This window comes from Lacinutrix jangbogonensis, from assembly GCF_000797445.1.
GTDB lineage: Bacteria > Bacteroidota > Bacteroidia > Flavobacteriales > Flavobacteriaceae > Lacinutrix > Lacinutrix jangbogonensis.
In genome coordinates this window covers 36,423-62,310 of record NZ_JSWF01000033.1, presented here as the reverse complement: position 1 = coordinate 62,310, position 25,888 = coordinate 36,423, and the positions used below count along the sequence as shown (strand labels likewise).

Sequence of the window (25,888 nt, the reverse complement as noted above, 5' to 3'; positions counted from 1 at the left end):
CTGTTTGTTTTTTATTTAAAACGTCTTTTAGCATTCCATTTAAAGCTATTGGTTGTGCTTAATCTGTTTGTGATTTGATTGTTGTTTAAAGTCCTCATAGTTTTGGTTTTAATATTAATTTGATACAAACATAAAAGAGATAGATAGCTCTTTATAATTAATATGATATATGGCATTTTTCTAAAGTCATACTTAGTGAAAAATAGTATCAATCGCGTTCGTCCAGAAAATAGTAGTGTTTGTACTAATTTGAATAGTGTACTACATTATTCTTGCTTGTATCGCATAAAATGATTGATTTTAAATATGATTAAGTTGTTAAAAAAGAAATAGACTACTCACTGTTACACCTAGTCTATTTCTTGTGTGTTTTGCGCTAATAGGATAATTTAGCACTCGTTTATGTACTAGTACAGTACCATTTATCATTGTAAACGAGGTGCAGTTTTCAATAGTGAAATTAAATTCAAAACCTTGACATATTACATCTTAGCTTAATCCATTAGCTCTATTTTCAATGGTACTCTTTTAAATTCAATAGGATCTAATCGACGTTCTAACTCCATTTTTAAACCAGTAATCTCACCTTCAAAATTTGTCATAAAATTGATACTCTCGTCTTGATATTTTGCGTAAACTTTATTATCAATAAAATTGAAAGTCTCAAACACATTAGGGTGAATAGGATTTAACCATAACGTCTTTAAAGGAAATTTAGCAAACAAAGAATCGTTTTCAACAACTACATCAAAAGTCCCATACCCTTTATGGATATAACTCCCTGTATATTCATTTAACACATGAACAGATTTTTCTGTAGACACGATTGGTTCAACTTCTAGTACTTTTGTTTGGTTTTTAACATACCCTTCTAAATATCCCATCCAGTTCATCGTTTCAGGAGTGTCTAATATTATATCTGCAACTATATTTCTAAGAACTTGAGGGATTGCTGATCTGTTTTGGTTTGTTAAAATTATAATGCCCAAATTATCCGTAGGAAATAAAGAAATATCAGCCGTGAATCCCTCAATATTACCACCGTGATCTAAACGATAATGCCCTTTATAAGACTTTACAAACCATCCGTAGCCATAATTATTCATAAACGTTCCTGCATCAGATTTTTTAGGTAACTTCCCAGTAACAATCATTTGTGAACTCATTGCTGCTTTAACATAAGCATTTGGTAATACTTGTTTGTCATTGTATTTTCCTTTATTTAACCAAGCAATCATCCAGTTAGACATATCAGTAACCGAACTATTTATAGCTCCTGCTGGCTCCATAGCTCCTATATCATAGTAATCGATTATTGTATTAACGCCGTCTTCAATATAATAGCCAATTGCCGCTTGATTATTGTTTTTTAATGCGTTAATACTTGTGTTTGAATTTGTCATTTCTAGTGGTTTGAAGAAATTTTGTTCAATGCTTTCTTTCCAAGTTTTTTCAGTTAAACGCTCTACAATAGCACCTTGAACCATATACATCATGTTATTGTATCTCCATTTTGTTCGTACAGGCGCAATAGGTTCTTGAAATGCTATTCGAGTGATATATTCTTTCTTTGTATCTGCTCCAAAGTATCTCCAAGAACCATCATGACGTGGCAATCCAGTGCGATGTGTTATTAAATCTTTAACTGTTATTTGTGTATTCATTTCAGAATTATAAAAGATTAATTCAGGGATATATGTTCTTGGAGATTCATCAAAATCTACTTTACCTTCGCCTTCTAGAATTCCTAAAAGTGAAGCTGTAAAAGCTTTGGTAGTAGAACCAATAGCAAATACCGTATTTGTTGTTACGGGTAATTTATTCTCAAGGTCACGATAACCAAATCCTTTAGCATATATTACTTCTTTTCCTTTTACAATAGCAATTGCAAAACCTGCTGCTTTACTTTTTTCTATAACAGTATTAAGCTCTTTATCTATTACTTCTATTTTTTCTAGAATTGAAGCATTCTTGTTTTGTGCGATTGCATTTCCTAAACAAAGCATTAGTAATGTGGTATTAATTATTTTTCTCATGATTATATGTTTAAATGATTATGAAGCAAATAAACGATCACGGTTTAAGTCTTAAAATAATAAATGATATACTAAAGAATAATTAGGGTACATGTAACATTAAATTAACCAAACAGCGGTTTAACTAAAAAAAAATAATGTTTGTAGTGATTTTAATAGTGTATATCAATAATGTTGTGAAAATGCCATAACAATGTTAATTTTGAAGTATGATTCAGTTTTTAAAAAAATACAAAGCATTTATATTTGGGTTCATTATTATTATACCAATATTCTATTTATTAGATTATATGGGTTTAATTATTATTCCAAAAGAAAGAACTTACGAAATTATTTTTTATATTATTTTTTGGGGATTGGTAATTGCTTTACCAATTCATCATTTCAAAAAGAATAAGAAAACAGTAATTAAAGTAATAAGCTTATTTCTGTTCATTTTTATAGCCTTGTTTATCGACGCAAGTATGAAAGTACCAGACAACCCAATTACATTCATTCTATTAATAGTATTCTGGTTTGGTTTTGCATATTTACTGGTTCCTAAATTTTTAAAAAAGTATTGGAGATTAATAGCTTTAATATACGGGTCTCTACTGTTATACTTTTTATATCTGCGCCTATTTTCAGGTGATTTAGAAGCCTACCTAAAAATCAAAAAAGATATTCCGTTTTTTATATTCCTATTACCAATCCCTTTACTATTAGGGCTTTGGACATTTGAACAATGGAAATGGTTACAAAATTTAAAAGCAGAAAAATCTAAAACTGAATTATCATTATTGAAAGCACAAATAAATCCTCATTTCTTCTTTAATACGTTAAATAACTTATATGCCTTAACAATTAAAAACTCAAAACAAGCACCAGAGGTAATTTTGAAATTATCAGATATGATGCGTTATACTATTTACGAAGGAGAAAAAGAAAAGGTTCAGATCCAAGATGAAATTGAATACCTTAATAATTATATTGAGTTACACAAAATACGTTATAAGAAAACTGTTGAAATCACTTTTAATCATGATATAGATTCTAGTTTAACTATTGCGCCTTTATTGTATATTATACTTTTAGAGAATGCTTTTAAACACGGTATCGAAACCCTTACTGAAAACGCTTTTATTCATATGAATTTATATGAAGATGCAGATTATATCCATTTTGATATTGAGAATAATTTTGATCTAAAAGAAGTAAGGGAATCCAATGGAATAGGATTGAAAAACCTTGAAAAAAGACTCTCTTTATTATATAAAAATAGGCATGAATTAAATATTGACAAGACTATTAACACCTATAAAACAACTTTAAAAATCGCGAAACATGCTTAAATTTATAATTATTGATGACGAACCTTTAGCACATGAAATTATAGAAGAATTTTGTAGTATGTTGCCACACGTGCAATTAGAAAAAAATTGTTATAATGCTATGGAGGCTATGCAGTATTTAAATGAAAACACTGTAGATTTTATGTTTCTAGATATAAACATGCCAAAATTAAGAGGTCTAGATTTTTTAAAGACCTTAACTAAACCACCAAAAACTATTATTACTACTGCTTATAAAGAGCACGCTTTAGAAGGTTTTGAATTGAATGTTATCGATTATATTTTAAAACCTTTTAGTTTTAATCGTTTGGTAAAAGCTGTTAATAAAGTATCAGATACCCAAGCCACAAAAACAGTTATTAAAGAAGTTTCTAATTCCAACGAAGCTACTACTCGATTCTTTGTTAAAGGTGATAAAAAACACCACCAAATTGATTTGGTCGACTTGTTATATATTGAAGCTTACGGTAATTACACCAAACTATTTCTAAAAGATGAAATGATTATAAGTCATGAAAAAATATCTCATTATGAAGCTATTTTAAACGGAGATAATTTTTTAAGGGTACATAAATCTTTTGTAGTTGCTATAAATAAAATAAAATTTATTGAAGGAAATCGTATTCTAATTAACAAACATAAAGTCCCGATTGGTCAAACCTATAAGAGTAACGTTAACAAGTTGTTTAACAGTTAAACAACTTGTTAACACTGCTTTTATTCACACTCTTTAATAGTACAAAAAATGGTAAATCATAAATAAATCTACTTTTGGGTAACTCAATTCCATGTTAAACTTCCCTCGTACGTTTTATCACAAAAAATGATACACAAAACAGTGCAAAGTGACCTTTAAACAAAATAGATGAGTTCAAGTTTAATCTTACCCTTTTAACTTGTCTTGTACTTTTTTAAGATTTTCTTTATAATTTTTTAATGATCTATGCGCCACTTCTTCACCTAACGAAACAGCATTTTTATAGCACTCTAAGGCTTCTTGGTAACTCTTATAAGTTAGATATGCTTCTCCTAAACTATCCCAGGCATTTGAAGAATTTGGAAATTTTATAGTATTTTCTTTAAAAAATTCTAAAGCATATTTAGGAGTATCCGAATTTAAAAAATCATATCCAAATTCGTTAAGTGTTCTTTCATCTGGATTATAAGAATTAAAAAACACTGTTTTTAAACTATCTGCAACTTCAATTTCCCCAGCTTCTAAATGAATTTTCATAACTCCTCTCATTGTACTGTTAGATGGATTCACTTTATAACCACTATATTCTGAAAGTGTATTGAAATAATCTTGCAAAGCACTCATTCCTCCTGATTCTTTAAACCTCTTATATGAACTTCTGTTTGGATACCCTTTTAATTTGTATTCATCTGTTAAATTATTAGCTCGTAAATGTATTTGGTGTAAAATCTCTTCGGCTTTTAAATTACTTCTGTTTGACAAATAAATGATTGTTGTTTCATCATCATATAGAGCAATAAACGCACTGTTTCCAGATAATGCGCCTCCGTGTCCATATAGTCGTACCTTGGTGTTTTTCTCAATAATATCGTCCCAGTTTCTTACCCAACCATAGCAATGTCCTTTCATATTTGGGGTGAGCATTATTGTGGTTAATTCTGGAGATAATAAGGTATTTGACTTTACGGCTTCACTCCAAATAAATAAATCTTTAACCGTTGAATGCATACCTCCAGCAGCATAAGCTGTTGATTGATCTCTAAAAGGTACTTCAATAGTTTTACCACCATGTTCTGAAGTCCACCAATCCCATCCATAAACCTCTCGATAACTATAGCCTTTTGCTAAATTAATCGAATTGTATTCATTGGTTCCAAACCCTGTGTTTTTTAATCCCAAAGGCTTAATAATAGATGCGTTTAATAATTCAGAAAACGTTTTTCCTGAAACTTCTTCTAAAATAGCTCCCAAAAGGTCATAGCCAAAACTGCTATAATAGTAGGTCGTTCCTGGTTTATTAACTAAATAGGTTCTACCTATTACTTCTGCTAATGCTTTTGGAGAATATTTTGTGTTTCCGAAATCATTCAAACTCACACCTATATCTTGTAATGAGTTGTAGTGCGATAATCCTGAAGTGTGTGATAATAGTTGATGAATAGTAATATGGTTTGCTTTTTCTTTTGGTAAATATGGAAGGTACGTACCAATAGTATCTTGCAGTTTTATTGTGTTTTCTTCTACCAATTGCATGATTAGCATGGCAGTAAATTGCTTGGTTATAGAACCAATGCCAAATTTAGTATCAATTGTAATTGGTGTTTTATTTACTCTATCGGATTCTCCATAAGCTTCTTCAAAAATTATTTCTCCTTTTTTAGCAACTAATACTGTTCCACTAAACGGACTTCTAATTTTAATTTTTAATCCCGGATCTTCATAGCTCTCCATTAAATCACCAATGGTTTTTGGTTCTGGTTTAAAAGCAACAAAAGCTCCCCAAATTATTAGTATCGATACACTAATTAAACGCATTCTTAATATACCTTTCTTCATGTTTTTCATTATAAGTTGATTTTTGATTGAAGCAGCAAAATTAGAAAGAAGAATTATATTTGATAGTGTCAGAAGTATAGCATTCTTACTTCATTTGTAGGGCATTAGAAATGAGACATCTGATTATCAGACATTTAAAATAAAAATTTAAAACAAGTTAGGGATAAAGGAGAGTATACATTCATCCTCAGTATCAAGTTGAGAAGACGTTTTAACTATTATATAAATATTAAATAACACCGCTAAGAGATAAAAAATAATACTTACAAAAAGTCCATCACCTGCTTTTCCTATTATTAGGTTAGATAAAAAAAGAGTAATACTCATTCCTATAACAGTAGCTATACTCCATAATAATTGAAAGCTTACAATTTTGCCCGCTTTAGTATCTTTAGGATGAATTTGCTTATTCCTGTTCCAAAAAAGAAATGGAATGACTAGGTTAATGAATGGAATAAAAACCAATAACAGCGTATATAGATTCATCTGTTTTAAAGCAGAAAAAGACGTTTTAGGTGTTTCTTTTTCTACAAAGTCTACTAACAATTCTGAAACATCTAATCCTAATGTTTCGGCCAAAACTTTTATCGTAAAAGATCTAGGTTTAACGGTTCCTTTTTCTATACGTTGAATGGTGCTTAAAGATACATTAGCCTTTTCAGCTAACGCCTCTTGTGATAATCCTAATTTCTTACGCGAATCATTAATAATACTCCCTAAACTTGGGTTTTCATTTTGCATAAATGAATTTATCCTTTGTTAATTTAAACTGCAATATATAATAATTCAAGACAGTTCCTTTAATTGCTTTATATAAAGGTTTAAGATACTTGTATACTGAAAGCTAATCGAGAAATATGTTTAATGAAACACGCATAAAACACGGCGTTTAGGATTTCTCAAGAAATTTATGTTTACTAGTAAAACTACCACGTTATTAATTTTACAAACAATCCTAAGAAGTGTAATAAAGCATAAGAAAATACATTGTTTTCAAATTCCTAGAACCGTTAAATAGCATTGTAAGATTTATCTACAGTTAAAATTGAATTAGAATTTTAACGCAATTCCAAAATATGGCAATAAGAAGAAAATGTTGTGATTTGGTAGAATATTTTTTAACTTACAGTGTTTAAAAAAATTAGGAAACCATTTTTTTAAACACTAATAAATAGATCAATCTTAATTCTTTCCTCAAATAAAGATTGAAAATCCTATTAATTAATAACCAAATAACATACCTCTTTATGAAAAGAAGACAATTTATTCAATACGCCGGACTTGGAACTGGGGCAATAATGATGCCCTCAATTCTGTTAGGAAATAATATTTCCGCAGAGGCACTTCTTAATCCGGGCATGGATGTTTTAATTAAGAAAAACATGGCTGATGTTGCTTTAAACACAGCTAAATCTGCTGGAGCAACCTATGCAGATGCAAGAATTGGACGTTATTTAAACCAATATGTTTTTACACGTGAGGACAAAGTTCAAAACGTAGTGAACACAGAATCTTTTGGGATTGGAATTCGTGTGATTGTTAGTGGCACTTGGGGATTTGCATCCACAAATACGGTAACAGAAGATGGCATTAAAATAGCAACACTGCAAGCAGTTGCTATTGCAAAAGCAAATTCAAGAATTCAAAAAGACCCAGTTAAATTGGCTCCAGTGGCAGCGTATGGTGAAACAAGTTGGAAGACACCCATTGTCAAAGACTTTAAAGACGTACCTGTTTCAGAAAAGGTAGATTTATTGTTGACTGCAAATGCGGCAGCTATGAATAATGGAGCAGATTATATTAATTCAGGATTATTTATGGTGAATGAGCAGAAATATTTCGCGTCTACAGAAGGCTCGTATATTGATCAAGATATTCATAGAATCTGGCCAACATTTGATGTTACAGCTATAGATAAAAAGACTAATAAATTTAAATCGCGTCAAGCACTTAGTGCTCCTATGGGAATGGGTTATGAATATTTGGACGGACTTGATTCTGAAAAAATTGCTGGTCCTGGAGGGATACAATTATACAGAAACAGTTATGATATGGTAGAAGATGCAACTGCTGCTGCAAAACAAGCTAAAGAAAAATTAACTGCTAAATCTGTAGATGCTGGCAAATATGATCTTGTGTTAGAGCCTAACCATTTAGGACTTACTATTCATGAATCTGTAGGACATCCGTTAGAATTGGATCGTGTACTTGGCTATGAAGCAAATTATGCTGGAACAAGTTTTGCTACACTCGAAAAATTAAATTCAAAAAACTTCAAATACGGAAGTGATATTGTTAATCTCGTAGCAGATAAAACACATCCTAATTCTTTAGGTAATGTTGGTTATGATGATGAAGGTGTAAAAACCAAGAAATGGGATTTAGTACGAAAAGGAATTTTAACAAATTTTCAAGCCATTAGAGACCAAGTGCATATGATTGGTCAAAATGAATCTCATGGTTGTTGCTATGCTCAAAGCTGGAATGATGTTCAATTTCAAAGAATGCCAAATGTGTCTTTAGAAGCAGGAACTGAAAAATATTCAGTCGATGAGATGATTAAAGATGTTAAAAAAGGAATTTATATTGCAGGAAGAGGTTCTTTCTCTATAGATCAACAACGTTACAACTTCCAATTTGGAGGCACTCTATTTTATGAAATAAAAGATGGCAAAATAGTTGGAATGTTAGAAGATGTAGCCTATCAATCGAATACTCAAGAATTTTGGAATTCTTGTGCGAAAATTTGTGACAAAGATGATTACCGATTTATGGGATCTTTTTTCGATGGAAAAGGGCAACCTTCTCAAATTAGCGCAGTATCTCACGGTAGTTCAACGACTCGATTTAATGGAGTAAAAGTAATCAACACAGGACGATCTATTTAAACATTTTTAGTTCTACAAACAAATCAAAACTATGGCAATATATACAAAAGAGCAAGCACGTAAAATACTAGAAAAAGCACTCAGCTTCTCCACTGCTGATGCTTGCGAAATAACTTTAGATGGTAGTAATAGTGGCAACATTCGCTATGCACGAAATACGGTATCCACTTCTGGACAAAGATCTAATCAAACGTTAGTAGTACAATCTAATTTTGGACTGAGATCTGGAATTTCAACTATTGATGAATTTGATGATGCATCTCTTGAAAAAGTTGTAAAAAGATCAGAGGAATTGGCAAAACTTTCACCTGAGAATCCGGAGTTTATGGCACCTTTAGGACCGCAAAAATATGACGTTTCAAATACTTTTAACGAAGAGACTGCCAATATCACACCAGAATTCAGAACAAAAGTAGCAGAAAGCAGTATTAAACCTGCAGGACCTAAAGATGTTACTGCAGCTGGTTTTTTTAATGACTCTGCAAGCTTTAATGCCTTGATGAATTCAAATGGCCTTTTTGCTTATAATAAATCAACTAATCTAGAATTTACTGTTACCATGCGAACAAATGATGGTACAGGTTCTGGTTGGGTAACAAGAGATTTTAATGATGCTTCAAAATTTGATGCAACAGAAGCTTCTAATGTAGCTATTAGTAAGGCTATACTATCTAAAGAAGCTAAAGCTATAGAACCCGGTAAATACACTGTTATCTTAGAGCCAGCAGCTTCTATAGGACTGTTAACTCGTCTATTTTATTCTGTTGATGCGCGTAGAGCTGATGAAGGTAGAAGTTTCATGTCTAAAGAAGGTGGTGGTACTAAAATAGGAGAGAAAATTATAGATGAACGTATTAACGTATATTCTGATCCATTACATCCAGAAGTTCCTAGTGCAACATTTAATGGTCAAGGAGAACCATTAAAAAAAATGAAATGGATTGAAAATGGTGTAGTAAAAAACTTAGCCTATGATCGTTTTTGGGCAAAAGAAAAAGGAGTTGAACCAATTCCATACCCATCTAATGTAATTATGGAAGGTGGAGACGCTTCATTAGAAGAGCTTATTAAAAGCACAAAAAAAGGGATCTTGGTTACTAGACTTTGGTACATAAGAGGTGTAGATCCACAAACTTTATTATTTACAGGACTTACTAGAGATGGTACTTTTTATATTGAAAATGGAAAAATTAAACATCCTGTTAAAAATTTCAGATTCAATGAGAGTCCAATAATCATGTTAAATAATCTTGAAACACTTGGCAAACAGGTTAGAATTGATGGTTTTTTAATTCCGTATATGAAAATTAGAGAATTTACGTTTACCAGCTTATCTGATGCTGTTTAAAAAACAGTAACACATAAAAACTGATTGTTTTGATTTCTTCATTTCAATCAGTTTTTTTTTTATTTATATTAGAGCTTTTAAAACACATCTAATATTATAAATTCAATTATAATAAATGCGTTTGGTACACTTAATTAATGGCAATAAATAACAAGTTTTTTTTTACAAGATTACAATATGAATCTGGAGATTGGGATGTAGATCAAAGAATGCCCTCAAACCTCTTGTATTCTTTAGTAGAGTACACAACCTTAGAAGTGGATACTCAAGAAAAAATAATACCCTTAAGTAGTGATGACATATTCAAGAGCCCATTTTGTTATTTGTCAGGTCATAAATTGGTGCAATTCACTAAAAAAGAAAGAGCCAATTTTAAAAAATATATTAACAATGGTGGTTTTGTGTTTGTAGACGATTGCAATCATGATATTGATGGATTATTTGCCAAATCATTTGAACGGCAAATGGAAGCTATATTTGGACCTCAAGCTTTAAAAAAAATCCCTAATAATCATGAAATTTATAATGTCTTTTTCGAATTTAAAAATGGACCTCCAACCACTACACAAGAACTTAATGGATGGGGAGATGATATTGTGCATGATTATTTAAAAGCAATCGAAATAAATGGAAGAGTTGGAGTGTTATACAGCAATAAAGATTATGGATGTGAATGGGATTATGATTTCAGGAATAAACGTTGGTATAAAATAGATAACACAAGATTTGGAGTGAACATTATTATGTATGCATTGACTTCATAAAATAAATAGCAGATGGATAAAGTTTTAGCAAATATTGAAGAAGAGGTTAACTATTTAACTCAGAAACTTGACAGTTTAAAAAAAGAAATTGGCAAAGTTATAATTGGTCAAGAGGACACTGTTGAGCAATTGCTTATCACTTTTCTTGCAGGAGGCCACGCACTACTTGAAGGTGTTCCTGGCCTAGCAAAGACCTTAATGATTAGAACCTTGTCAGAATGTATTGATTTACAATTTAAAAGAATTCAATTCACACCAGATTTGATGCCATCAGATATTATTGGTACAGAAATTCTCGAAGAAGATCACAGTACAGGAAAGAAGTTTTTCAAGTTTAACAAAGGTCCCATTTTCGCTAATATCGTTTTAGCAGATGAAATTAATAGAACACCTCCAAAAACACAAGCGGCATTATTAGAGGCTATGCAAGAATTTGAAGTCACCTATTCTGGAACTACTTATACTCTTGACAGGCCCTTTTTTATTTTAGCAACACAAAATCCAATAGAACAATCCGGAACCTTTCCGCTTCCAGAAGCTCAACTAGATCGCTTTTTGTTTTATATTAAAATTGGGTATCCAAATGAAACCGATGAAACCAATATTTTAAAAAATACAACTGGTGTTAAAAAGGAAACATTACAACAGGTTATTAGTGGAGACGATATTTTAAGATTACAATACTTAGTTCGGGAAGTTCCTATTAGCGACGATTTAATACGTTTTGTAAGTAAAGTTGTTCGCGCAACGCGACCAGAAACAACCACAAATGACTATGTTAAAGAATGGGTGAGTTGGGGAGCAGGACCTAGAGCTGGACAAGCCATGATACTTACTGCAAAAGCTAGAGCACTTCTACAAGGTCGATTGTCTGTAACATTAGAAGACATCAACCATGTTGCATTGCCAGTTTTAAGACATAGGATTATCGTAAATTTCAGAGCAGAAGCTGAAAATATCAATTCCGATTGCGTGACTAAACAACTACTCAAAACTATTATGCCTTCTATTAAAAAATCTTAACCATTGAAATCAGATTATCAACAGTTACTAAAACCAGATATTGTTAAAAGCATCTCCGGATTGTCATTAATTGCCAAGGTCATTGTTGATGGATATATGTCTGGATTAAATCATAGCCGACGTGTTGGACCAGGAATGGAATTTAGTCAATTTCGCAGTTACGAACCCGGTGACGATTTGAGATTACTCGATTGGAAAATGCTCGCGAGATCTGGCAGATATTATATCAAACAATCTGAAATTGAAACAAACATTGCTGTCAAGTTTATTTTGGATTCGAGTAAATCTATGTTACATAAAGAAGATGAACTTTCCAAAATGGATCATGTGAGAGTCTTGGTAGCATCTCTTGCCTATTTATGTCAAAATCAAGGCGATGCCCTAGGACTATTTGCTTTAAATGAGCATCATTTACACAGTTTGTATCCTAAAGTTCAGAAACAACATTTCAATCGTCTTTTGTTAGAACTCCTTAATATTGAAAATGAAGGATCTTGGCCAAAGAATCCTAAGGATTCAAGAAAATTACATGATCGCACACATAAAGAATTGATTTTTTTTATCACTGATATGTATGAAGAACAAAATGAATTAACGGCATTTATAAAACAACTTAAAACCTTACGAAATGAAGTTGTAGTGTTACATGTTATGGGTAAAAATGAATTAGAATTCAATTATAATGGAAATCTAACTTTTGAAGACTTGGAAACCGGAGCGAAGGTAAAATTAAATGCTACTGATGCTAAAAAGAAATACTTGACATCTTTAAATATGATGATGAAAAACACAAAAGATATGTTGCTGGCAAACGGCATCAGTTATCACTTAATGCGTTTAGATGAAAATATAGGGGAAACGATAGAATTATTTTTAAAGAAACGCAATAAACTAGTTTAATATGTTCTTTTTAAATCCTACATATCTATGGGCATTATTGGGACTAGCAGTCCCGATAGCAATTCATTTATGGAGTAAAAAAGAGGGTAAAACAATTAAAATCGGAAGTATTAAATTACTCAAAACCGCAGACACAAAACAAAGCAGTAGTATCAAACTAAATGAATTTTGGCTGCTAGTATTAAGGCTGTTTTTAATAAGTATTCTTGTTCTTATACTGTCTAATGTCCATATTAAAAAGAACGCTGATAATGTTCCAATCACCTATATTGTTGAATCTTCTTTACTTCAAAACAAAGAATTCAAATCAGTACTCGACACTATTTCAAAGGATGTTTCAATTAGGTTGCTTCAAAATGGTTTTCCAGAAATTGATTTAGAAGCGAATAATACATTTGATTCTAAAATCCCTAATTATTGGCAAATGACCAAGGAAATGCAATCTCTTAAATCTGATAGTATCATCGTTTTCACAAGCGCATATCAATCAGGTTTTAAAGGTATTAGACCAGAAACAACTAAACCTATAGAATGGATACCTATTGCTATCGATAAAACCAGTAAACACCTTTTGGAAGTGAATCAATTGGATGAACAATTGGAATTATTAGTTATGAATGCAAGTGATAAACACGTATCCTTTAGCAAAGAAGTATTGCAGTTAAATAACCCCAAAATTAAATGGAATACTTCAAAAGACAGTATTTTCTATCTGAATAATTGGACCGCTATTAATACAAAAAAAGCGAGTCAAATTTTGTTGTTTTACGATGCTGATTATTTATCTGAAGCTAAATATTTTGAAGCAGGATTCAAAGTCATTTCTAAGTATCTCAACCATAAAATTGATCTTGTTAAAACCAATAAAATAGACCAAACGGACTCTAATGTATTCGATATAGTAATTTGGTTTAGTAATAAGCCTGTACTAAACACCAATGGAAAAGTTGTTTTGTTTAAACCGAATCCATTTGCAAACCAATTAATTGAGGAAAGCAACGTTCAAGGAATCTATCATCTCACTAAGTTTTTGGATGCAGAAAATATTGAGAAAGACCATTTACCAGAACAATTAATTCCATTATTAGCACTTAACCCAGACCTGGAGAAACAAATAAACCTGCATGACATTAGAGTCTTGGAGAAAGAAGCTATGATTCCAGTCTATAGCAATCAAAAAATAGAACAACCAAAAATTGATAGTCTAAGTATTACAAAATGGCTATGGGCCTTATTCATTTTATTATTAATCTCTGAAAGAATAATATCCTATTATAGATCTCAATGAAGCAGAACCATAGACATCATATAATTCAGTTTAAAAAGCGTTGGCAATTGTTATTGCTTATCGAAGCGCTATCTTATGCCATTGGAGCTGCTGTGCTAATCTACTTTATTAGTTATCACATTCTTATTTCATTATTAACATTCATTCTTGTTGGAATTCTAAGTGCTATAATTATTAAACCTTGGAAACCTACATTAAGTGCTACTAGTCGTTTTTTGGACACCAAATATGAAGTTTTAGAGTATAGCACTGGCCTTTTATTACAACCGAGCAATGAGGTATCCAATTTAGCAAAATTACAGCAATTAAAGATTGAAAGAACACTTGATAAAGTTATAAAAGGTACGACTCCTCCCAACCATGCAATTCAGGGAATCTGTATTGGTTTAGCAATGATAGTTTTGGGTTTCTTACTAAACCAGTTTAATGCGATTGATTATTTTAAAACACCTACTCTACTTAAGACTGAACAAAATTTAATGGAGTTCCATACGTATGACAGCATTGAAACGATAGCATCTAAACCAAAAATTACAAAGCAATCAATTAGCGTAACCTATCCACCTTACATTAATACGAAGGCCTATAGTAGCGATCGTATGAATATTAAAGCCGTTGAAGGCTCGTACATTCGTTGGAATTTACAATTTGATTATGAAGTAGATAGTGTTTTATTACAAAGCACAGGAGCAAACTATCCTATGACGCTTAAAAATGATTCTTATACGAATAGCACCGTTTTAAAATATTCTGGCTTTTATAATTTCAAATTTAAAGATCTTCAGGGAAACGCTTACACTTCAGATTTGTATAGTATTGAAGTCATTAAAGATGAGGCTCCTGAAATTAAACTAATAGGTATTGATCCCTTTACTTCTTTTGATTTTAACCAGGATAAATCTGTTACATTCAATGCGTTGATTACAGATGATTACGGTATAGCTGATGCTCAAATTATTGCTACTGTGAGCAAAGGATCTGGTGAATCTGTAAAGTTTAGAGAGGAACAATTATCCTTTGATGCTCTCGTAATAAAAGGCTCTAAAAAGTTAAACTTATCCAAAAAAATAAATTTAGACGATATGAAAATGGAACCTGGAGATGAGCTCTATTTTTATATTAAAACTTCTGACTTAAAAAGACCACATCCAAATGTTTCGCGCAGTGAAACGTATTTCGTGGTCATCAAAGACACGACATCATATGAATTTAGTGTTACCGGAAATATGGGAGTTGATCGCATGCCTGATTATTTCAGGAGTCAACGACAGCTTATCATTGACACTAAAAAACTAATTAAAAAGAGAAAAAAAATAGCTGTAAACAAATTTAAATTTGAAAGTAATGAACTAGGATTTGACCAAAAAACCTTACGCCTAAAATATGGGACCTTTATGGGTGAGGAATCTGAAATGGAAGAGGGCAATGAGTATCATGATGAGGATGAATCAAATCAACAAGAACATGATTCAGAAGATCCTTTAGCAGGCTTTACACATGAACATGATTCTGAAAACGAACATAATTTAGTACCAGATCAAACTAAAAAAGAGAATGCTAAAAACCCTTTAGATGCATTTATACACAATCATGACAATCCTGAAGCAGCAACGTTATTTACAGAGTCTTTAAAAGTGAAATTGCGAAAAGCCTTAAATGAAATGTGGGATGCAGAGTTGTATTTGAGACTCTATAAACCTGAAAAGTCACTACCATATCAATATAGAGCTTTGAAATTGATTCAAGATATTAAAAATAGTGCTCGAATCTATGTCCATCGCATCGGTTTTGATCCGCCTCCAATTAAGGAAGACAAGAGATTATCGGGAAAACTTGATGAAGTCTCAAGCTATAGAAAAAGCGAAAATTTAGCACCAGAATTAAGGTTTCCATTTATGCGAAAATCAATTGTAAGACTTGAAACGTTAAAAAGAATGGGAGAAAATATTGAAGCGAAAGATCGTTTATTATTTGAGAAAGCCGGAAATGAATTCGCAACTCTAGCGATTGAATTTCCTGGAAAATACTTAAAAGCATTACAACAACTAAAGTCAATTTCAGAAGGTAGAAAAAGTGAGAACGCTCTTTATACAGAAGTTCAGAAAGCCTTAATTTTAGCAATTCCTAAACCAAAAGAAACACCTAACACAACATGGCAATCCAAAGATGAAATGACACAATTATTAATCCAAACACTTGAAACTAATGATTGATAATTTCACTTTTGCACATTTAAATTGGATTTGGCCTATTTTAGTTATAGCGCTTTGTCTTTGGCTTGTTTTTGCTTGGAAAGAAAGAGCTCTCTATGGGAGTTCAATATTTTTTATTCATTTAGGGATTTCATTTTTAGCCATTTCATCACTTGTACTTATTGCTTTACAGCCACAAACACAAGTAAAAACAGAGACCCAAATTGCAGTACTATTAACTGAAGGATTCAAACAAACACAATTAGATAGTCTCAAAAAAACAGATCCAAAACTTGACGTTTATCAATATAAAATTGGTGAAGAAATTTTTGACATTGACAATATTCCTTCCTCTCTTTTTATACTTGGACATGGAATTAGACGCTTTGATCATTGGCAATTAGAAGCTATTCCAACACTCTATTTAGGTGGAAAAGAACTAAAAGGAGTGACTCAATTAAACTATGATTATTATCAAACCAAAGGGAATCGTTTGCAATTTAATGGCACTTATAAAAACCCAACCAAAAGCAACAGATTACTATTAGAAGGACCAGGCGGTAAAACTCTAGATTCTTTGATACTTACTGATGAGAAGTTTCAATCATTTGAGGTTTCAACGGATTTGAACGTCAGTGGGAATTTTAATTATCATTTGGTAGAAAAAGACAGTCTTGACGCAGTACTATCCACAGCTCTTTTACCACTAACCATCGTTGACAAAAGTCCTTTAAAAATTTTGATGCTTAACGGATCTCCAACATTTGAATCTAAATATTTAAAAAATTATTTAGCTGAAACTGGTCATCAAGTTGTTGTTAAAAACCAACTCACAACAGCACGTTATAAGTATGAGTATTTTAATATGACTAGCAAACCTATCATTAATATTACAGAAGAAAAATTAGAAATTTTCGACTTATTAATCATCGACACAAGATCTTTAAAAGCATTTTCTAAACGACAACTAACCACTTTAAGAACTGTAGTAAGAGAATTAGGCATGGGCATTTTAATACAGCCAGATGTTAATTATTTTAGAAATAAAAAATTAATATCTTCATTCAAATTTGAAACTGAAAAAAGTAAAGAAGCGAACCTGAGTGCTTTTCCAAAACAAAATTTAAAGAAATATTTTTATCAATTTAAAGATGAATTTTCACTTCAGCCAATTCACCGTTCTGGCTCTAAAATTTGGTCGGCTTATCAGCGTGTTGGTTCGGGAAGAGTTGGCACTAGTGTATTTCGAAACACCTTTGAACTTATATTAAATGGGCATCCCAAAACGTATCACGCTTTATGGTCAAAGATTATCGAAAAAATAAGCAAACCAAAAACGCCTTCAGTTCAATGGAGTTCAAGTCATAACCTCGCTTATATAAATCAGCCTTTTGAATTTGAATTGAGAACGACTATTCCAAATCCAATAGTTGAATCTAATGAAGGTTTTTCCATTCCTTTACAAAGAGATCTTAATGTAAAAAGTTTATGGAAAGGAAGAGTTTATCCTAGAAAAACTGGATGGAAACAACAACGTGTTAGTCAAAATAGCTCAGAAATATTCCAGTATTATGTGACAGATAGTTTACAATGGAAAGCTGCCACCAATTTTAATACGATAAAAGCAAATAAAAATAATTTTAATACAATCTCTAGCTCTAAAACATCCCCAAGAAGTACTTTAAAATTAGTCAATCCTTTATGGTTTTTTGTTATTTTCATTTTATGTGCTGGATATTTATGGCTGGAACCTAAATTGTAATATTTTCTATTCAGTTTTTATTTGCTAAATTAGTTGCTCAACCAAGTAACAAACTGTATCCCAAACGTTACGCACAAATAAAGAACAAAATCATGATTCCTTCAAAACCTTTTATTCGTAGCAGTAGTATCGCTCATTCTAATTGGCAATCAGCGGTGCAAAAAACAATCCACGATTTAGCTCTCAAAGAGGATTCTCTTATCAACTATAATGACGCTAAAGTAAAATTTCACACTATGATGTTGGGTACTAATCTCCATGTCAATGCGTATAACAAGGATATACTAATTGATCCATTAGATAAAGCGTCAATAGAAGCTAGGCTGCCAAAAGACCTTGATAACGATGCAAATATTCAATCCTTTTTGTCGCAGGAGTTCTTTTTACAAGCATCTAATAAACTGAAGAACAACTGTAAAGAAGAAAAGAAGAAAACTATTGACCAAGTTAAGAAGCAAGTTCCATTATCCATATTAGGTTTTCCCTTTAGCGATTTTACCTATGAATTCTGGGCAATATCGATCATTAACTATTATATCAATCATGGGTTTTGTGGTAGTACAAAACATCAACAGTATAATGATTGGAAGATCGAAGGAAAAAATGATATTAATTATGGATTAATAGATTACAAATTACCTGAGAATGCCAAAGTTGTAATCGTAGGAGATTATGGTACGGGTCTTCCAGATGCTGTGGCTATGTTAGAAAACATCATGACCACAATAAACCCTGATTGTATTATTCATGTTGGAGATGTCTATTATTCCGGAACGGAGCATGAGTGTAAAACTGAAATACTAGATGTGTTTCTAAACGTATTTAAAAAAGTGGGCAAGAGCGTGCCTCTTTTTTCTCTTCCTGGCAATCACGAATACATGTCTGGAGGGCAAGGTTTTTACAAACATGTTTTAGATGTAAATAATAAAGCAGGTCTTCCTGCAACTACTTATCAAGACGCTAGCTACTTTTGTTTGAGGTCTGAAGATGAAAAATGGCAATTTCTTGGAATGGACACAGGATATAATTCACTTCCTACGCCTATGCCAACCATTGGTCCCAAGCTACAAGAATCTGAAGTGACATGGCATAAAGACAAATTAAAAAATTTTCCTGGTAACACAATTCTTCTTTCTCACCACCAGTTGTTCTCAGTCAATGCTTTGATAAATGAAAAAACAAATGGAGGAAGCCCCTATTTGAATGATAATTTATATGGATATTTTAAGCATTATTTCCATAAGATTCCAGCTTGGTTCTGGGGACACGAACACTCCCTTGGAATCTATCAAGATGGAGCTCATAAATTATCTAAAGGACGTCTAGTAGGTAGCAGTGGTTTTGAAGAATTCACAGGAGAAGCCCCTTATAAAAGGCATACTACAGACTGTAATGTCCGCTATAAAAAACCTCTCATTAAGGTAGGCACAACTCCAGTAAAATGGCTTGAAAAAAGTCATGATTGGTTTAACCACGCTTGCGCAGTGATTAACTTTTCAAATGTGAACGCGCCCGAAGTGAAGTACTATGAATTTCCAGTTTGGATTCACAAAGATGCTGCGCCTGTTGCGCCTACATTGACATTAATTCCAGAAGCAACTGAAAATCTTATAACCGAATCTTTTAAATAGAATAGTTAGAATTGGATAATTCTTTTCATAATAATTGTTTTATGTCTTTAATTTTCTGGTAATTGTTCTTCTATAGCATAGGTACTGAAATTTAAAAAGTTTCCAGAATGGGACAGTACATTTTGTGAAATAAATGGCGTATCTGGCGCTGTGCCGCTGTATTGTGTACTTCCGTTCATATCATTATCATTATATCCTAAAGCGCTATAGGTTGGGACGTTTAAAAAGTTTCCAGCAGCGTTTATTACATGCGATAAGATACTTGGCGTATCTGGATTTGTACCTGAGTATTGTATAACGCTATCTCCATTAACATCTCCAGACCACATCCCTAAAATATCCGTTGGCATACCAAACGTGGTTTGTGCATTGGTGCCATAAGTAATTTGATCATCGGCTTCTGTAAAATTAGGATGTAATAGACAAAATGGTTGCTGATAATCTTGTTAGCCCTTATATTGATTAGGTTTGTAGTAAATCAAAGGCTTTGAATAAAAAAAATGTGTTTATTGTAAGAGTTCCCTAACCAAAAAATATGGGATTAGAAATGAAAAACAACGCTACAAATGTTTATCCTGCGGCACGTTTTTTACAGGAGGAAAACAAGTCATTCCTGCTATCATTTGGGAAGACTATACTAAAGGAAAACAGACTTACCAGCAACTTGCTAGAAAGCACGGATGTTCTAAGAGAACTATCCAGCGAAAAATGGATTTATACAAGGTTACAATTCCAGAGCGCATTCCGAGGAAAATTGTAGTTTTAATGGATACAACCTATTGGGGTAGAAGCTTTGGTTTGATGTTATTTAAGGACGCTTACACCAAAGAAAATCTAATTTGGTATTATGTCCGTTCAGAAACTAATACACTTTACTTAGAAGGTGTTAATCACCTCATATCAAGAGGCTATATTATAGTTGCAATTGTCTGTGATGGAAGAAAGGGACTTCTAGGATTGTTTAAGAATTTACCTGTACAGCTTTGTCAGTTTCATCAGGTTGCAACCATACGACCATACATAACTAAAAACCCTAAGATGCCTGCTTCAATTGAGATTAAAGCACTTGTAAGCTTGTTAAAACAGAACGATAAAGAATCTTTTGCTGGAGGCTTAGGATTATGGTTTACAAAATGGGAATGCTTCCTAGATGAGCGCACTACAAACCTCGAAACAGGAAAAAGTTACTATACTCATAAACGACTCAGAAGTGCTTATAGAAGTCTAAACACAAATATAAAATGGCTCTTTACTTGGTATGATAATTTCGATCAAAATATACCTAATACAACAAATATGATTGATGGTCATTCTTCAGATTTAAAAAACAAATTGAGGAATCATAATAGCTTGACTAAAAACAGGAAAATCAAATTTATAAATGAATTTTTAAAAGGATAATACACTTTAAAACGACATAAAAAAGAAGCAGTAAAAGGCTTCATAACTTGTTGTTTTTGTCTAGCTTAAAATAGGTGTCAGACGTGTTCGTTTTTATTAGAATCTAATTCTGTTTTATTAGGTTAAAATTTATGATATTTTCTGTTTCCTCAATAGCAAAGAATTAAGAATAAAATCAGCAACCATTTTGTCCACTTGGAAAATATTACACCAAATTAGCAACCATTTTGTCTATTACGACTCTTTTTGAGAAATAGGATCGTACTTATGATCGTGGCACTGCGCACATTCCATCGTCAGTCCTAATAAAGATTTGGATACTGTATTTGTGCGATCTAAAACATATTCCACACGATATTCTTCGTCAATAACACCTCCTTCTTGAGTGATTTTATGGTTTCTATTAAAGCCAGTGGCTAGGATTTGTTCTAAGGTAGCTTCAGGTAATAAATCTCCTGCTAATTGCCAAGTCACAAAATCATTATAAGGCATATTTCTATTAAAAGCACTGATAACCCAATCGCGCCAAGGCCACATCGTGCGTTCTAAATCATCTTGATAACCATGTGTATCTGAATATCTTGCTACATCTAACCAACTTGAAGTCATATGTTCTCCATATTGCCTGGAATTAAGAAGCTTATCTATTACTTTTTCATAAGCGTTTTCAGAACTATCATTAAGAAAACTATGGATATCTTCTAGAGTTGGTGGTAAACCTGATAAATCAAAAAAGACGCGTCTAATTAACTTCTCTTTACTTGCGTTTTCGGAAAGCGATAGTCCTTGCTGTTCTAATTTTTGAATTATCTATTTCATTAGAGACAAAACTCGCATACTTTACTTCAGGAACCTATTTTTTTACAGGAGGAACAAATGCCCAATGCTCTTTTCAAACAGCACCTTGTTCTATCCATTTGGTAAACACTTTCTTCTCGTAATCGCTTAGTGAAAGATTAGAACTTTCTGGTGGCATTATTTTTTCAGAATCTATAGAATTGATTCTATGTACCATAATGCTAGAAATTGTATCTCCGGGAACAATTGCAAAACGATCTAAACTTTCTTTAATGGCAGCATATGCGCCTTCTTTTATATCTAGTCTCTAGTTTGCTTCACGAGAACCTTCATCAGGGCCGTGACATAAGTAACAACGATCAGATAAAATAGGTTTTACATCAAATATATAATCTACTGTTTGAGGTCATATTTTTTCAATATTTACTTTTGAAAGCACAGTGGAATCCATAGAAATATAGCTACTAACCGTATCTTTTGAGAGGTATTTATAAAACAAAACCACTACAAATGGTATTGTAAAATATAGTATCCAAGTTAAGGACCTGTTTGGGTTTTTATTTTTCAAAATAAGCAAGCTCTTTTTAGCCTATGGCAGTGTGTTTTTTTGTAATGCTCTATAAGATACTAAATATAGAATACTCTCAAAAGATAAATAAAAAACTACTTATTGCAAACGTAAGAAAATAGAATACATAAAAAAAAAAACGGATGTGCACCACAATCCGTTTTTTTTATTAGCGTTAAGCTTAGTAGCGGGAACTGGACTAGAACCAGTGACCTTCGGGTTATGAGTTTGATGCTCAAAACTAAAAACCCATATTAATAGGGCTTTCCCGATGTGCGTTTTACAAAATCATATGCACTTTCGTATGCAAAAAAATATATAATTTAAAGTCTAGATTAGACCATTATTTTCTATTATAAAAATATGATAATTCTAAAAAGAAACAATCATTATGTTGACATATAATCTTACGTTTTTAAATTACAAATTTTCCAGCGTTCTTTTTATTTTTTTTTAAAGCCATAAACATAATAAGTATATATACGTTTTGTTTTTTTTAAAATAAAATAACACAGATTAAAAGCTTATTCAATGGCGCCAAAAACACCATTAATTTTAATTAAGCTTACTTAAACTCTTCAAAAGGTTTTAATAGATAACTGTACTCATATTTACTATAAAAACGGATTAACTCTTTGTAAATTTTAAATTTAATATCGAGATCGCTACTGCCCTCTGTAATGCCAATTATTCGAATATTCTTAGCACAAACTTTAGCTTCTTTTTGAATATCTAAAGTGCTGTTTTTTTCTTTAACCAAAATATTTAACTCGAATGCCTTTTTAATTATTAGAAACCAACAATTGCTTTTGAATTTTTTAAATATGCTTTTTTCAATTTTAGACAGTTTCGCAGATGACACAAAAAGTCTTTTAGCAATCTTATCTTTTTCAAAATGTCCACAATAATATAAATCTATTAAAATTACTTCGGTATCTGTTAGATTGTTCTTTTTCATTTGTAAATTTTACGAAAGTTATTTCAAGACTTTTGAAAGCCAATATATACCCTAATATCACAACATCAGAGGATAAAAAAAGCATAATAAGAAATGAAGCTAAACAATAGCATTTTCAAACTACTTTTTAACCTCATTTTATACAATGGTGCTTCTTTATATTAAGCAACAGAAATAGTACTACTATTATTTTCTTTTGTTGTGATGCCAAGAATACTTAATATTTTTGTTTCCAAATTTTCATGCTTGTCATTGGTAGCCATCATTTCTAAAAAGCTCATTTCACATATGTTCTTAGTAAGGATATCTACTTCTGCCTTTTTGTCCTCATTTAAAAAATCTAATGAATCTAACACTCCCGTTTCAAAAGCTTTTTTAACGCATTCTAAATTAGTCTTTACAGCAAACGCGGACTTAAGCCTTTTAAATAAAAAATACTTTAAATCGGTAACTTCTCTTCTAGACATTTGTAGCAGATCAAAAATATATTTATCAGTAAAACCAAATACATGGAATTTCAAAAACAGCAATTCATCTGCAGAGAGTATAATTTCATTCTTTTTTTCGAGCTTCATATATCTTAGTTATTTATAATAATAAATTCACTTCTTCGATTGCTTTGATGTGCTTGGTCTGAACATTTAATACCATTAGCACACTCGTTTATTAGTTGTGTTTCACCATAGCCTTTACTTGTTAATCGCGAACTGTCGATACCTGCATTAACGATGTATTCAAGGGTTGATTTAGCACGACGATTAGATAATGCTATATTGTAAGCATCTCTGGCTCTACTATCTGTATGCGATCTCACATCAATTTTCAAGGCAGGATTATCCCTCATAACTATAACAATCTTTTGTAATTCGACCTCGGCATCTGGACGTATATTGGACTTATCTAAATCAAAATAAATAGGATTTAAAAGCATAGCAAGGTCTGTATCTTTAATTAACTCAATTTTTCTAAGAGATAATAATACGTTTGTAGTTGATAATCCATCAATAGGAGCTATTAATAGCTCTTCTGCTGTTTGATAACTATCCATTTCTGCCCTTACAAACTTTGCCTTTTCACACTCTATTCCATTAAATTCATATACTCCTGCTGTTACTACTTTTTGAGACAATATTTTGTTATCCCCATCCATTAAGGACACTAACACATTATCTAAAACAGCTCCTGTTTTTTTATCTCTTACTACACCAGTATAATTAACTAAACAAGGCTCTATATAAATAAATGAATAAATATCATCACTTACAGCACCTATTCTATTTGATGCAAAATATCCTTTGTTAGTATCACTATCTACAACGATTGCAAAATCATCCATGGGTCCATTTACAGGCTTACCGATATTTTCAACTTTGTTATACACACCGCCAACAGCTCCAGATCTATAGATATCTAAGCCTCCTAAATTGGCAACTTGACCGTTGGAGGAAAAGTAAAACGTACCATCTTTAGCCACAAAGGGAAACATTTCGTTTCCAGGAGTATTAAATGCTGTCATATTTGAAGGCGTTCCAAAACTACCGTCCTCAAACAAGTCTACCTCATAAATATCGGTACCGCCTTTACTGCCCTTCCCTGGCATATCGCTTACAAAATAGAGTTTACTATCATCTGGGCTTAATGCTGGCTGGCCAAAAGAGTATTCACTGTTATTGAATGGTAATTCTTTAATAGCATCCCATGTCCCATTTTCTTTTAAAGCGCTATATAGTTTTATACGTGTTGTTTTATTAGCATCTCTACCTCTTTTTCTATCATTATAATCATTTCTTGTAAAAAACATGGTTGTACCATTCTTGGTAATAACCAAAGACCCTTCATTAAATTTAGTGTTAAAAGTATCGCCTAGATTATTTAGAGTCCTTTTGTTTTTTAGCAAAAAAATATCTGACGTAGGCTCATTATTCCAAGGTGTTTTCTTTTCTGTTAACGATCCTGAAATAACATAGAGGCTGTCTTCTTTCAAAAACGCAGGATAGTCTGAATATTTTGTATTAAAATCGACAGTACTTACTTTATATGCATTTGAATTCTCTTCAATATTCTTTAAATAATTGTCAAAATTAGAATACGGTATTCCTTGACTTTCAAAAAAAGTACTCAAGTAAGTATCTGCTTGTTCATAATTACCACTAGCTTTTAAAGATTGCCCATATCTAAATTGATATACTGGTTCTAAATTTGAGTTAATGGCGACGAGTTTACTATACCATTTTGTGGCATCGATATAATCGGCGTTAAAATAATAGCCATCTCCTAGTTTCTTAAAAAGATCTGCATCTTCATAGCCACTATCTGCAACATCCTCATAGATTTTTAAGGCATCGACATAGGCGAAATCGTTAAATTTCTTGTCTGCCTTTTTTAACTTCTTGCTTTGTGAATTGCTCAGCGAAACAACGAGTAAAAGGCTAAATAAAATTATATTTTTTATATATTTCATAGTGTC

At 31.9% G+C, this 25,888-nt stretch carries 20 protein-coding genes and 1 pseudogene; 12 read left to right on the top strand and 9 right to left on the bottom strand.

All coding sequences use genetic code 11. From position 1 onward, the window contains the following. Positions 1-494: 494 nt before the first annotated feature. Positions 495-2,036, bottom strand: coding sequence for a serine hydrolase (locus RH82_RS13685; RefSeq protein ID WP_034061630.1), 1,542 nt, complete (start codon positions 2,034-2,036; stop codon positions 495-497). Between the two features lie 209 nt (positions 2,037-2,245). On the opposite strand from RH82_RS13685, the gene RH82_RS13680 reads away from it, so the two are divergent. Both RH82_RS13680 and RH82_RS13675 read left to right on the top strand, forming a co-directional pair. Next, on the top strand, positions 2,246-3,367 hold the full coding sequence (locus RH82_RS13680; RefSeq protein ID WP_034061515.1) for a sensor histidine kinase: 1,122 nt from the start codon (positions 2,246-2,248) through the stop codon (positions 3,365-3,367). Then, positions 3,360-4,064, top strand: a complete 705-nt coding sequence (locus tag RH82_RS13675; protein ID WP_034061514.1) for a LytR/AlgR family response regulator transcription factor — start codon at positions 3,360-3,362, stop codon at positions 4,062-4,064. Before RH82_RS13680 ends, RH82_RS13675 begins: the two co-directional genes overlap by 8 nt. A gap of 186 nt (positions 4,065-4,250) precedes the next feature. On the opposite strand, the gene RH82_RS13670 is transcribed toward RH82_RS13675, so the two are convergent. Beyond that, complete coding sequence (locus tag RH82_RS13670) at positions 4,251-5,900, bottom strand: serine hydrolase (protein ID WP_162182458.1); 1,650 nt, start codon at positions 5,898-5,900, stop codon at positions 4,251-4,253. A 147-nt stretch (positions 5,901-6,047) separates the two neighbouring features. Beyond that, entirely contained in the window at positions 6,048-6,641 is a 594-nt protein-coding gene (locus tag RH82_RS17935; RefSeq protein WP_052158347.1) for a helix-turn-helix domain-containing protein, read from the bottom strand. Positions 6,642-7,147: 506 nt separating this feature from the next. Between RH82_RS17935 and RH82_RS13660 the strand changes: the two genes are divergently transcribed. From RH82_RS13660 to RH82_RS17930, 9 genes are all read left to right on the top strand, one after another. Next, positions 7,148-8,788, top strand: coding sequence for a TldD/PmbA family protein (locus RH82_RS13660; RefSeq protein WP_034061512.1), 1,641 nt, complete (start codon positions 7,148-7,150; stop codon positions 8,786-8,788). 31 nt (positions 8,789-8,819) lie between these two features. Beyond that, positions 8,820-10,136 (top strand): TldD/PmbA family protein, encoded by a 1,317-nt coding sequence (locus RH82_RS13655; protein WP_034061511.1) that lies wholly within the window; start codon positions 8,820-8,822, stop codon positions 10,134-10,136. Positions 10,137-10,279: 143 nt separating this feature from the next. Next, positions 10,280-10,900, top strand: coding sequence for a DUF4159 domain-containing protein (locus RH82_RS13650; RefSeq protein ID WP_034061627.1), 621 nt, complete (start codon positions 10,280-10,282; stop codon positions 10,898-10,900). Positions 10,901-10,912: 12 nt separating this feature from the next. After that, positions 10,913-11,923: an AAA family ATPase gene (locus tag RH82_RS13645; protein WP_034061509.1), complete on the top strand. Its 1,011-nt coding sequence runs from the start codon at positions 10,913-10,915 to the stop codon at positions 11,921-11,923. A 3-nt stretch (positions 11,924-11,926) separates the two neighbouring features. Then, the gene (locus RH82_RS13640) at positions 11,927-12,823 is read left to right on the top strand and encodes a DUF58 domain-containing protein (protein ID WP_034061508.1); all 897 of its coding nucleotides are present in this window, start codon (positions 11,927-11,929) and stop codon (positions 12,821-12,823) included. A gap of 1 nt (position 12,824) precedes the next feature. After that, on the top strand, positions 12,825-14,111 hold the full coding sequence (locus RH82_RS13635; RefSeq protein WP_034061507.1) for a BatA domain-containing protein: 1,287 nt from the start codon (positions 12,825-12,827) through the stop codon (positions 14,109-14,111). Next, complete coding sequence (locus tag RH82_RS13630; protein WP_034061506.1) at positions 14,108-16,324, top strand: hypothetical protein; 2,217 nt, start codon at positions 14,108-14,110, stop codon at positions 16,322-16,324. The genes RH82_RS13635 and RH82_RS13630 overlap by 4 nt, the downstream gene beginning before the upstream one ends. Then, positions 16,317-18,065, top strand: a complete 1,749-nt coding sequence (locus RH82_RS13625) for a hypothetical protein (RefSeq protein WP_034061505.1) — start codon at positions 16,317-16,319, stop codon at positions 18,063-18,065. Before RH82_RS13630 ends, RH82_RS13625 begins: the two co-directional genes overlap by 8 nt. 92 nt (positions 18,066-18,157) lie before the next feature. After that, positions 18,158-19,696: a metallophosphoesterase family protein gene (locus RH82_RS17930; protein ID WP_052158346.1), complete on the top strand. Its 1,539-nt coding sequence runs from the start codon at positions 18,158-18,160 to the stop codon at positions 19,694-19,696. 47 nt (positions 19,697-19,743) lie between these two features. Here the strand turns inward: RH82_RS17930 and RH82_RS13615 are convergent, their stop codons facing one another. After that, positions 19,744-20,046 (bottom strand): hypothetical protein, encoded by a 303-nt coding sequence (locus RH82_RS13615; protein WP_034061504.1) that lies wholly within the window; start codon positions 20,044-20,046, stop codon positions 19,744-19,746. A 160-nt stretch (positions 20,047-20,206) separates the two neighbouring features. Here RH82_RS13615 and RH82_RS13610 point away from each other — a divergent pair. Continuing rightward, positions 20,207-21,097, top strand: a pseudogene (locus tag RH82_RS13610) (IS256 family transposase, variant Zn-binding type); the annotation flags it as partial. Between the two features lie 234 nt (positions 21,098-21,331). Here RH82_RS13610 and RH82_RS18885 read toward each other — a convergent pair. From RH82_RS18885 to RH82_RS13590, 5 genes are all read right to left on the bottom strand, one after another. Continuing rightward, complete coding sequence (locus RH82_RS18885) at positions 21,332-21,904, bottom strand: DUF1549 domain-containing protein (RefSeq protein WP_316930939.1); 573 nt, start codon at positions 21,902-21,904, stop codon at positions 21,332-21,334. An 85-nt stretch (positions 21,905-21,989) separates the two neighbouring features. Next, a complete protein-coding gene (locus RH82_RS19010; RefSeq protein ID WP_262494880.1) occupies positions 21,990-22,112 on the bottom strand; it encodes a hypothetical protein in 123 nt (40 codons plus the stop codon). A gap of 916 nt (positions 22,113-23,028) precedes the next feature. Then, positions 23,029-23,421 (bottom strand): hypothetical protein, encoded by a 393-nt coding sequence (locus RH82_RS13600; protein WP_034061502.1) that lies wholly within the window; start codon positions 23,419-23,421, stop codon positions 23,029-23,031. Between the two features lie 161 nt (positions 23,422-23,582). Further along, positions 23,583-23,996 (bottom strand): hypothetical protein, encoded by a 414-nt coding sequence (locus RH82_RS13595; protein ID WP_034061501.1) that lies wholly within the window; start codon positions 23,994-23,996, stop codon positions 23,583-23,585. Positions 23,997-24,001: 5 nt separating this feature from the next. Then, positions 24,002-25,882, bottom strand: coding sequence for an OmpA family protein (locus RH82_RS13590; protein ID WP_034061500.1), 1,881 nt, complete (start codon positions 25,880-25,882; stop codon positions 24,002-24,004). Positions 25,883-25,888: the final 6 nt, after the last annotated feature.